The sequence below is a fragment of the Lentzea fradiae genome, assembly GCF_900100955.1.
In the GTDB taxonomy this organism is placed as follows: domain Bacteria; phylum Actinomycetota; class Actinomycetes; order Mycobacteriales; family Pseudonocardiaceae; genus Lentzea; species Lentzea fradiae.
Map to the genome: position 1 here is coordinate 153,191 of NZ_FNCC01000017.1, position 13,192 is coordinate 166,382.

General features: G+C 70.9%; 13 protein-coding genes. 9 read left to right on the forward strand and 4 right to left on the reverse strand.

What is annotated here, in order from left to right; genetic code table 11:
* Window positions 1-141: 141 nt before the first annotated feature.
* On the reverse strand, window positions 142-2,493 hold the full coding sequence (locus BLT23_RS33815) for an ATP-binding protein (RefSeq protein WP_143036130.1): 2,352 nt from the start codon (window positions 2,491-2,493) through the stop codon (window positions 142-144).
* A 90-nt stretch (window positions 2,494-2,583) separates the two neighbouring features.
* Between BLT23_RS33815 and BLT23_RS33820 the strand changes: the two genes are divergently transcribed.
* The 6 genes from BLT23_RS33820 (at window position 2,584) to BLT23_RS33845 (ending at window position 6,660) form a co-directional block, all read left to right on the forward strand.
* Window positions 2,584-2,796, forward strand: coding sequence for a hypothetical protein (locus BLT23_RS33820; RefSeq protein WP_090057443.1), 213 nt, complete (start codon window positions 2,584-2,586; stop codon window positions 2,794-2,796).
* Window positions 2,797-2,911: 115 nt separating this feature from the next.
* Entirely contained in the window at window positions 2,912-3,916 is a 1,005-nt protein-coding gene (gap, locus tag BLT23_RS33825) for a type I glyceraldehyde-3-phosphate dehydrogenase (protein ID WP_090057446.1), read from the forward strand.
* A gap of 17 nt (window positions 3,917-3,933) precedes the next feature.
* Window positions 3,934-5,127, forward strand: a complete 1,194-nt coding sequence (locus BLT23_RS33830) for a phosphoglycerate kinase (protein WP_176947047.1) — start codon at window positions 3,934-3,936, stop codon at window positions 5,125-5,127.
* On the forward strand, window positions 5,127-5,915 hold the full coding sequence (gene tpiA / locus BLT23_RS33835) for a triose-phosphate isomerase (protein ID WP_090057448.1): 789 nt from the start codon (window positions 5,127-5,129) through the stop codon (window positions 5,913-5,915). The genes BLT23_RS33830 and tpiA overlap by 1 nt, the downstream gene beginning before the upstream one ends.
* A gap of 94 nt (window positions 5,916-6,009) precedes the next feature.
* Window positions 6,010-6,249, forward strand: a complete 240-nt coding sequence (secG, locus tag BLT23_RS33840; protein ID WP_090057452.1) for a preprotein translocase subunit SecG — start codon at window positions 6,010-6,012, stop codon at window positions 6,247-6,249.
* Between the two features lie 66 nt (window positions 6,250-6,315).
* Window positions 6,316-6,660: an RNA polymerase-binding protein RbpA gene (locus tag BLT23_RS33845; protein ID WP_030470277.1), complete on the forward strand. Its 345-nt coding sequence runs from the start codon at window positions 6,316-6,318 to the stop codon at window positions 6,658-6,660.
* Window positions 6,661-6,737: 77 nt separating this feature from the next.
* Here BLT23_RS33845 and BLT23_RS41890 read toward each other — a convergent pair whose 3' ends face one another.
* Entirely contained in the window at window positions 6,738-7,601 is an 864-nt protein-coding gene (locus BLT23_RS41890) for a hypothetical protein (protein ID WP_245744480.1), read from the reverse strand.
* A 103-nt stretch (window positions 7,602-7,704) separates the two neighbouring features.
* Here BLT23_RS41890 and BLT23_RS33855 point away from each other — a divergent pair, with 103 nt between their 5' ends.
* Together BLT23_RS33855 and BLT23_RS33860 are read left to right on the forward strand one after the other, a co-directional pair.
* A complete protein-coding gene (locus BLT23_RS33855) occupies window positions 7,705-8,421 on the forward strand; it encodes a hypothetical protein (protein WP_245744482.1) in 717 nt (238 codons plus the stop codon).
* Window positions 8,418-10,016 (forward strand): serine/threonine-protein kinase, encoded by a 1,599-nt coding sequence (locus BLT23_RS33860; RefSeq protein ID WP_090057458.1) that lies wholly within the window; start codon window positions 8,418-8,420, stop codon window positions 10,014-10,016. Before BLT23_RS33855 ends, BLT23_RS33860 begins: the two co-directional genes overlap by 4 nt.
* Here BLT23_RS33860 and BLT23_RS33865 read toward each other — a convergent pair.
* Entirely contained in the window at window positions 10,003-10,623 is a 621-nt protein-coding gene (locus tag BLT23_RS33865; RefSeq protein WP_176947048.1) for a TetR/AcrR family transcriptional regulator, read from the reverse strand. The two genes, BLT23_RS33860 and BLT23_RS33865, sit on opposite strands and share 14 nt — an antisense overlap.
* Window positions 10,624-10,662: 39 nt before the next feature.
* On the opposite strand from BLT23_RS33865, the gene BLT23_RS33870 reads away from it, so the two are divergent.
* Window positions 10,663-11,793, forward strand: a complete 1,131-nt coding sequence (locus BLT23_RS33870) for a glycoside hydrolase family 113 protein (RefSeq protein WP_176947049.1) — start codon at window positions 10,663-10,665, stop codon at window positions 11,791-11,793.
* Here BLT23_RS33870 and BLT23_RS33875 read toward each other — a convergent pair.
* Complete coding sequence (locus BLT23_RS33875) at window positions 11,783-13,042, reverse strand: sensor histidine kinase (protein ID WP_090057481.1); 1,260 nt, start codon at window positions 13,040-13,042, stop codon at window positions 11,783-11,785. The two genes, BLT23_RS33870 and BLT23_RS33875, sit on opposite strands and share 11 nt — an antisense overlap.
* Window positions 13,043-13,192: the final 150 nt, after the last annotated feature.

Sequence of the window (13,192 nt, forward strand, 5' to 3'; positions counted from 1 at the left end):
CCGGCCGGGTCCGGCCGGGCAAAGCAGCTGGGCGGGACCGGCGGGCGGGGTTCGGCCAGGCGTCGTCTCTCCGGCCGCCTCTGCTCGCCCTCCGGTTCGCCACCCGACCGCCTCCGGACCGCTCTCGACTGCCTCCGGCCGTCAGGGCGTGTGCCTGCCCGCCCAGACGGCGAGCTGGGCTCGTGACCGCAGGCCCAGCTTCGACCTGGCCTGCGTCACGTGACGGGCGACGGTGTGGGGTGAGATCCCCAGCCGTTGCCCGATCTGCCGGTTCGTCAGGCCCTCGGCCACCAGGCTCGCGACGTGCAGCTCGCGCGCCGAGACCAGGCCCTCGCCCGCGTCGGCGCCGGGTGGGTCGGCCAGGGCGTAGGCCACGGCCTGCGCCAGCGACATGCGTTCGCCCATCGACTCGGCGGCGCGCAGTCTGGCGGCCGGGACGCGGTCGCGGCACACGTCCCTCGCCCGGTCGAGCAACGTCTGCCAGTACGGCTCGGCGCGGAAGTCGAAGCGGGTGCGGACCACGGACGCCGCGGTCAAGAGCGACAGCGCGCGTTCGTCGTCGGCTCCCACGCCGACGAAGCCCAGCGCGAGCCCTTCCAGGTCGTAGAACTGGTCCATCGGGTGCGCGGAGCCCCGTTGCAGGCTCTCCCGGAACAGCACCACGGCTTCGTCGAAGTCCTTGCGCGCCAACGCGATCGCGCCCGCCGTGTGCAGGGTCGAGTTCAGCATGTGCGGCAGGCCGACCAGGCGCATCAAGGTCAGCGACTCGCGCACCAGCGGCTCCGCCAGTTCGGCTTCGCCGTGTTGCAGCAGGGTCCAGCCGTAGGAGTTGAGCAGGACGGCCCGCGCGAGTTTGTCGCCCGGCCCGCGCATGAGGTCCACGGCCTCGTCGAACAGCCGCCACGCCTCCCGCTGGTCGCCGACGTGGGCCTCGGCGGAGGCCAGCACCTCCAGCGCGCGGGCCAGCGTGCCGGGGCGGCCCGCGCCCGCCCGTTCGATCTCCAGCGACTCCCGCGCGAAGCGGCGGGTCGCCTCCCAGCCGCCGCGGATGCGGTGGTGCATCGCCGTGAGCACCGTCAGGACGCTGCGGTACGCCGGGGGAACGGGCCTGGTCAGAGCGCTGTGCAGCAGCTCGGTGGGGGCGCCGCGCGGCCCGCGGGGCGTGGACGTGTACGCGGTGGCGACGACGGTGAGCGCGTGCCGGGGCCAGTCGCTCAGCTCCGCGGTGCGGGTCACGGCCAGCTCGATCAGCCCGGCGTTGCGCTCCAGGCGCAGCACCACGGGCGGCGCCGGGAAGAAGCGGGAGATCTCCGGCTCGACGACCGAGCACACCCACTCGACCACGCGGTCCGCCACGAGGGAGACCTCGTCGCACTCCACGGCCCGTTCACGGCAGTACAGGCGCACGGACTCGAGCTGCCGGAACGTCACGTGCCCGTCGGCCCGGTCGACCACCAGCAGCGACTTCTGCTCCAGCCCCGCCAGCAGCTCCAGGGCGTCGTCCACGTCGCACACCGCGCTCGCGACACCCAGGTCGAACGGGACGCCGAGGACGGCGAGGCGGCGGCAGGCGGCCTGTTCGGCGGGGGAGAGGAGGTCGTAGCTCCAGCCGATCGCCGCGCGCAGGGTCCGGTGGCGGTCGTCGGCGGTGCGGGGGCCGCCGGTGAGCAGCGCCAGCCGGTCGCCGAGCCTGGCCAGGACGTCGGCGGGGGAGAGGACCGTGATGCGGCGCGCGGCCAGCTCGACGGCCAGCGGCATCCCGTCGAGCGACCGGCACACGGCGACCACGTCCGCGACGTTGGACGCGTCGATCTCGAACGAGCGGTCCACGGCCACGGCGCGGTCGCGGAACAGCACCACCGCGTCGTGGCGCAGCGCCTCGGCGACGTCGGCGTCCACGGGCGGCAGGCCCAGCTCCCCGACCGCGAAGACGCGTTCGCCCGCCAGCCGCAGCGGTTCCCGCGACGTCACCAGCACGCGCAGCTGCGGGCACCGGTCCAGCAGCTCCGCCACCACGCCGGCGACCTCGGCCAGCAGGTGCTCGCAGTTGTCCAGCACGAGCAACGGGCGCCGGTGCCGGTCGACCTCGGCGACCACCGAGTCGAGCACCGAGCGGTTGGGCAGCCGGTGCGCGCCGACCGCCTGGTGGATCGCCCCGACGGCGTCGGAGACCGGGGCCAGCGCGGCCCACCACACCTGGTCCGCGCGCCTGCCCGCGTGCTGCGCGGCCAGCCTCGTCTTGCCCGCCCCGGCGGGCCCCACCAGCGACACGAGCCGCGCCGAGCCGAGCCGCGCGAGCGCCGCCAGCTCCTCGCGGCGGCCCACGAAGCTGTCGAGCGGCCTCGGCAGCGTCGAACCGGGTGGCGCCTCGCCGCGCGTGGAGGCGCGTTCGCGGTAGGCGCGCTGGCGGCACGCGTTGGAGCAGTAACGGCGTCCTTGAGCGGCTTCGGAAAGCGGGGTGCGACAGGTCGCGCAGGCGGCGATGGCCGTCATGGACAGTGACCGTACCGCTGTGTAACGAGCCGTAACAGCCGCTGTTTCGGAGTATTGAACCGTCTCGCCGGGCGCGGACACCATTTCGTCATGACGGGGAAGCAGGACCAGGGGACCGGTTCGCGGCTCGTGCCGCCGAGCGACCGGCAGGTGGTGGACGAGTGGCTCGCGCGGATCACGGCCGTGGTGGGCGAGGGCGCGGCGGAGGACAGCCCGGAGGCGTGCCGCACCGCCGCGGAGGCCGCGGAGGAGCTGAGCGCCTACCTCTGGATGCTCCGCGCCTCACGCCGCCGAACGGCCTAGTCAGACCCAGTTTGTCTGGTTCGATCAAGAGATACTGACTATCCCTGTGACCAGCGACGCAGTTCTCCGGCTAGGGTGGGCGTGTTCCTACCAAGCTGAACGCAAGGAGTCAGTCGTGACGGTTCGTGTAGGTGTCAACGGTTTCGGCCGGATCGGGCGCAACTTCTTCCGCGCCGTGAGGGCCGGCGGCCACGACATCGAGATCGTCGCGTTCAACGACCTCGGTGACGTCGCCACGATGGCCCACCTGCTGAAGTACGACAGCATCCTGGGTCGTCTGGACGCCGACGTGCAGGTGACCGACGAGGGCATCTCCGTCGACGGCAAGGTCATCAAGGCCCTCGCCGAGCGCGACCCCGGCGCCCTGCCGTGGAAGGACCTCGGCGTCGACGTCGTCGTCGAGTCCACCGGCTTCTTCACCGACGCCCCCGCCGCGCGCAAGCACGTCGACGAGGGTGGCGCCAAGAAGGTCATCATCTCCGCGCCCGCCAAGGGCGAGGACCTGACGGTCGTCCTCGGCGCCAACGAGGAGAAGTACGACGGTTCGCAGACCGTCATCTCGAACGCGTCCTGCACCACGAACTGCCTCGCGCCGCTGGCCAAGGTCCTGAACGACAGCTTCGGCATCGAGCAGGGCCTCATGACCACGATCCACGCGTACACGCAGGACCAGAACCTGCAGGACGCGCCGCACAAGGACCTGCGTCGCGCCCGCGCCGCAGCCCTGAACATCGTGCCCACCAGCACGGGTGCCGCGAAGGCCATCGGCCTGGTGCTGCCGGAGCTCAACGGCAAGCTGGACGGCTACGCGCTGCGCGTGCCGATCCCCACCGGCTCCGCCACCGACCTGACCGTCACGCTCAAGCGCGAGGTCACCGTGGACGAGGTCAACGCCGCGTACAAGGCCGCCGCCGACGGCCCGCTGGCCGGCATCCTCAAGTACTCGACGGACCCGATCGTGTCGGCCGACATCGTCACCGACCCGCACTCGTGCATCTACGACGCGCCGCTGACCAAGGTCATCGGCAACCAGGTCAAGGTCGTCGGCTGGTACGACAACGAGTGGGGCTACTCCAACCGCCTCGCGGACCTCGTCAAGCTCGTCGCCTCCAAGATCTGAGCAGGGACGGGAAGTCAGTGAAGACTCTCAGCGACCTGCTCGCCGAGGGTGTCTCGGGTCGGCGCGTCCTCGTGCGCGCCGACCTGAACGTCCCCCTCGACGGAGACAAGATCACCGACGACGGCCGCGTCCGCGCGTCGGTGCCGACGATCAAGGCGCTCGCCGACGCGGGTGCCCGCGTGGTCGTCACCGCCCACCTCGGCCGCCCCAAGGGCGAGCCGGACCCGAAGTTCTCCCTCGCGCCCGCCGTCGCCCGCCTCGGTGAGCTGCTCGGTGCCGAGGTCCCGCTCGCGAGCGACCTCGTCGGCCCGTCCGCCACGTCCGTGGTCGGCGCGCTGACCGACGGTGGCGTCGTCATGCTGGAGAACGTCCGCTTCGACGCCCGCGAGACCTCCAAGGTCGACGCGGAGCGCGAGGAGCTGGCCGACGAGCTGGCGTCGTTCGCCGACGCGTTCGTGTCCGACGGCTTCGGTGTCGTGCACCGCAAGCAGGCGTCGGTCTACGACGTGGCGAGCAAGCTGCCCGCCTACGTCGGCGGACTGGTCGAGGCCGAGCTGGGTGTGCTGCGCAAGCTCACCGACGACCTGGAGCGCCCGTACGTCGTGGTGCTCGGCGGCGCGAAGGTCTCCGACAAGCTCGGCGTCATCGCGAACCTGCTGGGCAAGGTCGACAAGCTGCTCATCGGCGGCGGCATGGCGTACACGTTCCTCAAGGCCCAGGGCCATGAGGTCGGCACGTCGCTGCTCCAGGAGGACCAGCTCGACCAGGTGAAGGGCTTCCTCGCGGAGGCCGAGAAGCGCGGCGTCGAGCTCGTGCTCCCGGTCGACGTGCTCGTCACCGCCGAGTTCGGCAACGTCGAGCACGAGGTCGTCGGCACCGACGCGATCCCCGCGGACAAGATGGGCCTCGACATCGGCCCGAAGTCCCGCGAGCTGTTCGCGTCGAAGCTCGCCGACGCCAAGACCGTGTTCTGGAACGGCCCCACGGGCGTCTTCGAGATCGAGACCTACTCCGGCGGCACCCGTGCCGTCGCGGAGGCCCTCGTGAAGTCGGACGCGTTCACCGTCGTCGGCGGTGGCGACTCGGCCGCCGCGGTGCGGGCCCTCGGCCTGCCCGAGGACGGCTTCTCGCACATCTCCACCGGTGGTGGCGCCTCCCTCGAGTTCCTGGAGGGCAAGGAGCTCCCCGGCATCAGCGTCTTGGAGTCCTGATGGCAGCCCGGCTCCCGCTCATCGCGGGCAACTGGAAGATGAACCTCAACCACCTCGAGGCGATCGGCCTCGTGCAGAAGATCGCCTTCTCCCTGCCGGAGAAGTACTTCGCCAAGGTCGAGGTGGCCGTCCTCCCGCCGTTCGTCGACATCCGCAGCATCCAGACGCTGGTCGACGGCGACAAGCTGCTGATCAAGTACGGCGCGCAGGACATCTCGCGGCACGACTCCGGTGCCTACACCGGTGAGGTGTCCGGCCCGATGCTCAAGAAGCTCGGCTGCCACTACGTGGTGGTCGGCCACTCCGAGCGCCGCGAGTACCACGGCGAGACCGACGCGGTCGTCAACGCGAAGGTCAAGGCCGCGCTCAAGCACGAGGTCACCCCGATCTTCTGCTTCGGCGAGAAGCTCGACGTGCGTGAGGCCAAGGGCCACTTGGAGCTGGTGCGCCAGCAGCTGGAGGACGGTCTGAAGGGCCTCACCGCCGAGCAGGTCGCCAAGGTCGTGTTCGCCTACGAGCCGGTGTGGGCGATCGGCACGGGCAAGACCGCGTCGTCCGCCGACGCGCAGGAGGTGTGCTCGCTGGTCCGCTCGTACGTGGCGGAGAAGTACGGCGAGGAGACCGCGGCCGTCGTGCGCGTGCTCTACGGCGGCTCGGTGAAGTCGTCCAACATCGGCGAGCTGATCCAGCAGAAGGACGTCGACGGTGCTCTCGTCGGCGGAGCGAGCCTGCAGGCGGATGAATTCACCAAGCTCTGCGCATTGGCTGCCGGCGGGCCTCTACCCTAAGTTGATCTGGATTGCTCACTAACACCACTGGTTGCACACGTTCGGCAGTCGAACAGGTACTCTATGGCGTCGGCTGCCTGACAGCGAGGAAGAAATGATCCTGTTCCTGCAGATCCTGTTGATCGTTACCAGCGTGCTGCTGGTGCTGCTCGTGCTGCTGCACCGCGGCCGTGGTGGCGGCCTGTCCTCGCTGTTCGGCGGCGGTATGCAGTCGAGTCTGTCCGGTTCCTCCGTTGTCGAGAAGAACCTCGACCGCCTGACGCTGTTCGTCGGCGCGGTCTGGGTCATCGCCATCGTGGGCATCGGGCTGCTGGTCAAGCTCCCCGGAGCCTGATCAACCGTTCAGCGGCAGAAGCCCTCCGGGGCTTGGGGTAACCACTTGGTGGGGGTGTAACGGTCGATGTCCGGTGGTAACGCGATTCGCGGTACCCGCGTCGGCGCAGGCCCGATGGGTGAGTCGGAGCGCGGCGAGTCCGCGCCCCGTCGTCGGGTGTCGTACTGGTGCGCGAACGGTCACGAGTCCCGGCCTTCCTTCGCGGTCGACGCGGAGGTTCCGGAGAACTGGGACTGCCCGCGCTGCGGCCTGCCGGCAGGTCGTGACGAGCAGACGCCACCCGCGCCTCCGCGCAACGAGCCGTACAAGACGCACCTCGCGTACGTGAAGGAACGCCGTTCCGATGCGGACGGCGAGGCGATCCTCGAAGAGGCTCTCGCCAAGCTGCGCCGTCAGCGCGAGGAGCCGTAGGCTCCGGGTTCGAACAAGGTCAACGCAGAAGGTCCCCTCCGCCGCGGAGGGGACCTTCTGCGTTGTTCTCGACAGGGTCAGCGGCGCAGACCGGCGAACTGGCGGCGCACCATCGCGGCCCCGATCAGCAGGAAGAACAACAGCACCACCAGCGTGCCGGTCGTGCCGCCCGACGAGCTCGACAGCGTCACGTCGACGTTGCCGACCAGGGTGATGCCGCAGTCGGCGCGCACCTTGTGCCTGCCGGGCTCGATGCTCTCGAACTTCAGCGTCGACCGGAACTCGCCGTTGTCGTCGGCGACGGTGCTGCCGACCTCCTGGCCGAGCGACTGGAGCCGGACGGTGGCGCCCTTGGGGCAGCCGGTGCCCATCGCGGTCAGGTCCTCGCCGGGCTGGATGTTCTCCTTGTCCAGCAGCAGGACGCCCTCACCGGTGGGGCTGCTCAGCGCGTCGGTGGACGACGGCGTGGCAGAAGAGGAGGGCGTCTCCGTCGTCGTGGTCGTCGTCGGCGCAGTGGTGGTCGTGACGACGGGCGGCCGGGTGGTCACGGGCGGGACCGTGACGGGCGGGACCGTCGGCGGAACCGTGACGGGCGGCGGGGGTGCCGTGGTGACCGGAGGCGCCACGACGACGCGCAGCTCCGTGCCACCGGTCCCGCACTTGGTGTTCGTGGACCGGGCCTCGATCTTGTGCGACCCTGGGCTCGTGCCCGCCGGGACGGTGGCGTTCACCGACCCCGAGGAGGCCGAGGGGGCCGCCGTGAGCGGGCCGCCGTCGAGGGTGAAGAGGATGCCCACGCCGCGGCAGGTGACGAATCCGCTCCAGGAGATGGTCACGGGGCCGCCTGCTGTGGCAGGCTGCGGCGCCGCGGTCACCACAGCTTGCTGCTGGGCCAGTGCCGGCGCGGCGGCGAGCGCCGTAACACCGGCTGCGAACGCCACGAGTAACACTGATGACCGCATTCCAACTCCCCGGATCAAAACCTAAGGTGCTCTAGTGAGACGTCGCTTGGCCGGTGCAGGTTTACTGCTGTGGTGCGGAATTATGCTGCTGTCGCCGGCAGCCGCCGCGCAGGGTGGTTCCGTGCTGCTCGAGGCCGATGTGGACGGCAGGCCGGTCGGGATCGGCACCCTGGTGCTCGACCCGGCGGAGACGTCGAAGATCTCCATCACGGTTCGCAACGGCACCGACACCGTGCAGCGCGTCAAGACGGTGCGGATCAGCGGCAGCGCGCTCGCGTTGACCTTCTTCGCCTACGACACAACGGTTCCGTTCGACGTCCCGCCGAGGTCCGTCGAGACGCGGTCGTTCCCGCTCGACCCGTCCGACCTCGGGTCGCAGGCGATCGGGCTGCTGCCGGTCGAGATCGAGGTCGTCGACGTCCAGCGGGAGACCATCGCCTCCATCACCACGAGCGGTGACGTCAAGGGTTCGCTGTGGTCGGTCTACGGCGCGTTCGGGCTGGGCGTGCTGGTGCTGACGGCGTTGTCGTGGGCGGGCGCGCTGATCGCCTTGGCCCGCAGGCGCCTGCCGCCGAACCGGTGGCAGCGCGCCATGCGCTTCCTGCCCGCCGGGATCGGTACAGGGCTCGTCGCGGTGATCTCGCTGTCGGTGCTGCGGCTGGTGGCGCCGTCGCCCACGGCCGAGATCCCGTTCATCGTCGGCGCGGCCGCGGCGGCGTTGCTGCTCGGGTACGTGACACCGCACCCGGTCGAGCAGCGGCCGTTGTCCGATGTGGACACGGTGAGGATTCCGCGGTGAACCAGCCCGGCCTGGCCGCGGCCCTGCCCCAGTACGTCGTCGGCGAGCAGATCGGCGAGGGCGGCATGGGCGTCGTCTACGGCGGCGTGCACCGTCAGCTCGGCCGTCCCGTGGCGATCAAACGGCTGCCGCGGGCGGTGGCGGAGGACCCGCGGATGAGCGAGCGCTTCGAGCACGAGGCGCGGTTGCTGGCCCGGCTCGACCACCCGCACATCGTCCCGGTCTACGACTACGTCCGGCAGCAGGGCGAGCACCTGCTGGTGATGGAACGCCTCGACGGCGGCACCGTGTGGTCGCGGTTCGCGAGCGACGGTCTCACCGCGCAGCAGTCGTGCGGGATCGTGCTGGCGGCGCTGTCCGGTCTGCACGCGGCGCACGAGGCGGGCGTGCTGCACCTCGACGTGAAGCCGAAGAACCTGCTCTTCACCTCCGGCGGGGTGGTGAAGGTGGCGGACTTCGGCATCTCCCAGGTCGTGTCGGAGGGCGCGACGCTCGTGACGCACGGCGGCGCGGTGCTCGGCACGCCCGCCTACATCGCGCCGGAGCAGGCGATGGGCAACCCGTTGTCGCCCGCCGCCGACGTCTACGCGACCGGCACGATGCTCTACGAGCTGCTGTGCGGCGACCTGCCGTTCGAACGCGGAGGCGGGCCGCTCGCGATGATCCAGAAGCGCGTCTACCAGGACCCGCGGCCGTTGCCGAACGTGCCGGAACCACTGACGGGCGTGGTGATGCGCAGCATCGCGCGGGACCCGCAGGCTCGCTATCGCAACGCCGAGACGTTCGCGATCGACCTCGCAGGCGCGGCGGGCCACCTGTTCGGTCCTGACTGGCTGGTGCGCCTGAACATGCCCGTGCACCTCGCGCCGCAGGTGTCCTCGTCGTCCACGCGCCGGACGTTGCGGCCGGTGGAACGCGACACGGTGTCCCTCACCCGGCAACCGGTCCGCGCCACGCTGGTCGACGCGGTCCCGGCCGCGCGGCTGAGCGGCAGCAGCACGCTGGTGCCGGCCGCTCAGGTGCTCAAGCCGCCGTCGTCGCCGTGGCTGCTGTGGCTGGTGGCGGCGGTCGCGCTGGTGGCGATGGTCGTGGCGCCGTTCCTGGCCACCGGCCGCGAGCTGCCGCGGGTGATCCAGAGTCTCGCCGATCCCGTGCAGGAGCAGGGCACGCAGCTGGTCGTGAGCCTCGCGGGCTTCGAGCTCGCGAACGTCGCGCGCACGGCGGACGGGTTCGAGCTGCCGGGTGCCGCGCGGTGGGTCGTCGGTGGCGCGGTGACGGCCTCGGTCGACGGGCGGGAGTTCCTGCTCGTCTCGAATCAGACGCCGTGGCTGAGCATCATGGGCTCCGGGTCGGCTCTGCTGCTGCTCTTCACGTTCGCGTACCTGGAGTCGAACCTGCGGGCGTTGCGGCGCAGGCAGACCGGGATCGCCGCGGTGGTCGCGTCGGTGCCGCTCGGGCTCGGGCTGGGGCTCGCGGTGTGGCTGCTGGTGTCCGTGCTGCTGGAGCACGAGCCGACGATGCCGGTCGCGCTCACGTGCGGGGTGCTCGGAGCGGCGGCAGCGCTGGCCGCGTCGCTGGCGTCTAAACCTTCCTGACGGCGCGGTCGAACAGGTCCGCGAGCTCCGTCGCGTACCGGGAGACGTCGGTGTCCGGCCGGGCCATCAGCTCGGCCGGCGTCGCCTCCATCGCCGCCATCACCGCCACCGCCATGACGCGCGGCGCGAACTCGCGCAGCTCCCCGGCCTCCTGGCCCTCGCGGAACATGTCCTCCAGCTCCGTCAGCGCCTTGGCGTTCTGCTCCTCCGCCCACGTCCTGGCGGCCTCGGCGTCGCGCGCGGCCGTCGCGATCTGGCCGATGGCGACCAGCTCGGCCGGGTGCTCGGCGCAGTAGTGCACGAAGCCCTCGACGAGGGACCGCAACGCGGAGACGTAGCCGTCGGCGTTCTCGGTGCGTGCGGTCAGCGCCGCGTCCATCGAGCCGTGGACGGTCAGCATGACCTGTTTCATCAGCTCCTCGCGCTTGGCGAAGTGGTACGTGATCAGGCCGGGGCTGATGCCCGCGCGCTGCGCGATCCGCACGAACGACGCCTTCGCGTAGCCGACCTCGGTGATCGTGGCGATGGTCGCGGCGACGATCTGCGCGCGCCGGGCGTCCTCGATGAAGCTGCGCTTCTGGTCGCCCGGCCGGTTTTCTGGTTGCATGAACAGCATCCTAGTTGAGCAACTAGTCCAGGGGGAACCATGATCAGCCGGAAGGGGTTCCTGCGAGCCGTGGCGGGTGCGGCGGTGCTCGCGGGCATGGGGACGGGCACGGCGTCGGCGGGCACGGGGCATCCAGGCAGCCGGCAGGCGGGCAGGAGGTGGCGGGGCGGGGTCTGTTACGACACGGGCGTCCTGCACGCGCCGGGGGACCCGTCGAGCCGGGTGCGGTGGAGCCGCCGGCAGCTCGACCGGGAGATCGGGATGATCGCGCACGACCTGCGCTGCCCGTCCATCACGGCGTTCGGCACCGACCTCGGCAGGCTCGCCGAGACGACCGACGCGGCGCTGCGCCACGGCATGGAGGTGTTCGTCCAGCCGCGGCTCTACGACCACCCGCAGGACGAGGTGCTCGCGCACATGGCCGAGGCCGCCCGTGCCGCGGAGCGTCGGCGCACCGGCGACGACGTCACGTTCGTGACCGGCTGCGAGCACTTCCTGTTCACGCCGGGGATCATCCCCGGAGACTCCTTCATGGAGCGCATCGAGAACATCGCGTCGTTGCCGGACACCGAGTGGCCGCGGGTCATCGCGCGGTTCCGCGACTTCCTGGCACGGGCGGTCGAGGTGAGCCGCCGCGAGTTCCGCGGCCGGATCACCTACGGTGCCGCCGCCGGAGCCGACGCGTCGTGGACCGACTGGTCGATGTTCGACGTCGTCGGCCTCGACTACTACGCCTTCTACGACACCGATGCCGAGTACGCGCCGGACCTCGCCCAGTACCGGCGGTGGGACAAGCCCGTCATGGTGCTGGAGTTCGGCTGCTGCACGTTCACCGGTGCCGCCCGGGCCGGCGGCATGGGCTGGGACGTCGTCGACTGGGAGGCCGAGCCGCCGGTGGTCAGACCCGGCGTGGTGCGCGACGAACGCGAGCAGGCAGACCACATCGCGCGGATGCTCCGCGTCTTCCGCGCGGAAGGGCTGGCGGGCGCGCACCTGTACTCGGTCATCACCCCGGACTCACCGCACCACCCGGAGCGCCGCGACCTCGACTTCGACATGGCGTCGTACAGCCTGCTGCGCACCGTCCGTGAACGGTTCGAGGACGACAACTCGCCGTACCGGCTGGAGCCCAAGCAGTCGTTCCGCGCGTTCCGGCGGTTCAATCGCTGACGACGCGCTCCTTCGGGAACGACGCCGTCACCAGGAAGCCGCCGTCCTCGGTCGGCCCCGCCGAGAACTCGCCACCGAGCAGCGTGGCGCGCTCGCGCAGGCCGACCAGGCCGTGGCCACCGCCCGGCAACGCCGACGACGGGCTCGACGGCGCGGTGTTGCGCACCTCGACCTGCACGTTGTCGTCGTACTGGGCGTCGATGAGCACCGTCGCGCTCGATCCCACGGCGTGCTTGCGGATGTTGGTGAGGGCCTCCTGCACCGTCCGGTACACCGCGCCGGACACCGGTGTGGCGAGGTCCTCGACCGGCCCCTTGAGCTGGATCTTCACCTCGAAGCCCGCGTCCGCGGCCAGCTCGGGCAGCTCACCGACGCCCGGCTGGACGTTGTCGTCGGTCGTGCGCAGCACCGACACGAGGTGACGCAGCTCGTCCAGCGTGCGCGTCGACAACATGCGGATCGTGCCCGCGACCTGCTTGTGTTCGGCGTCCGCGACGGCCATGCGCAACGCGCCCGCCTGCATCGCGATGAGACTCACCTGGTGCGACACGACGTCGTGCATCTCGCGGGCGAGCTTCGCGCGTTCGTCGGCGCGGATGGCGTGCGCGTGCAGCACCCGTTCTCGCTCACGTGACTCGGCCAGCTCCACGATCCGGTCCGACAGCTCCTGCCGGGCGTGCACCAGCAGGCCGATCGCGATCGGCAGGCCCGCCACGAGGAAGCCGTAGATCGCCGAGTGGAAGTGCCCGGACGCCGGGCGTTCGAGCAGCTCGTCGAACGGCCACGCGACGAACCGGCACAGCCACACCAGCGCCGCGGCGAAACCGGTCTGCCAGCCGCCGACGTAGCGGCGGGCCACCGAGTACAGCGCGATCATCGCGGCCAGCTGCGACCAGCCGACGAAGAAGCCGGGGATGGTCAGCACGAGTGTGACGAACGGGAACCGGCGGCGCAGCACCAGCGCGCCGACCGCGATCCAGTTGAACCACAGCTGGTAGCTCTCGACGGGCGGGAGGTCCGTGATCGGGTCGGCCTCCAGCCACAACGCGAACAGCCACACGTCGAGCACGGCGAGCAGGATCAGCACGACGTCGGCGAGGACCTGGCGGTAGTCGCCACCGAGCGGCCAGCGCGAGCCGTCGGCGGTCCCCTTCGACCGTCTGGCCGGGAGCAGCGTCGTGGTCAGGATCCGACCTCCCCTGTGAGCCTTCCGATCCTCACCGTACTGCGCGTATGCAGCGGTTTGCATGGGCTGCCCCTTCACCCCGACCGGCCCCGTCAGGGGGTAAGACGCCCGCGCACGCGAATCGGTACGCCGCTCCTCTCACATATGTGCTACCGCACACGTCCGTGCGGACGCGTGCGGTAGTCACGGCACTACAGGGGGCACTGCTCGCGG

What these genes read in the sequence shown, in the direction of transcription:
- BLT23_RS33815 (WP_143036130.1), bottom strand. Translation starts at nt 2,493, where the DNA reads ATGACGGCCATCGCCGCCTGCGCGACCTGTCGCACCCCGCTTTCCGAA.
- BLT23_RS33820 (WP_090057443.1), top strand. Translation starts at nt 2,584, where the DNA reads ATGACGGGGAAGCAGGACCAGGGGACCGGTTCGCGGCTCGTGCCGCCG.
- tpiA (WP_090057448.1), top strand. Translation starts at nt 5,127, where the DNA reads ATGGCAGCCCGGCTCCCGCTCATCGCGGGCAACTGGAAGATGAACCTC.
- secG (WP_090057452.1), top strand. Translation starts at nt 6,010, where the DNA reads ATGATCCTGTTCCTGCAGATCCTGTTGATCGTTACCAGCGTGCTGCTG.
- BLT23_RS33845 (WP_030470277.1), top strand. Translation starts at nt 6,316, where the DNA reads ATGTCCGGTGGTAACGCGATTCGCGGTACCCGCGTCGGCGCAGGCCCG.
- BLT23_RS33855 (WP_245744482.1), top strand. Translation starts at nt 7,705, where the DNA reads ATGCTGCTGTCGCCGGCAGCCGCCGCGCAGGGTGGTTCCGTGCTGCTC.
- BLT23_RS33865 (WP_176947048.1), bottom strand. Translation starts at nt 10,623, where the DNA reads ATGCAACCAGAAAACCGGCCGGGCGACCAGAAGCGCAGCTTCATCGAG.
- BLT23_RS33870 (WP_176947049.1), top strand. Translation starts at nt 10,663, where the DNA reads ATGATCAGCCGGAAGGGGTTCCTGCGAGCCGTGGCGGGTGCGGCGGTG.
- BLT23_RS33875 (WP_090057481.1), bottom strand. Translation starts at nt 13,042, where the DNA reads ATGCAAACCGCTGCATACGCGCAGTACGGTGAGGATCGGAAGGCTCAC.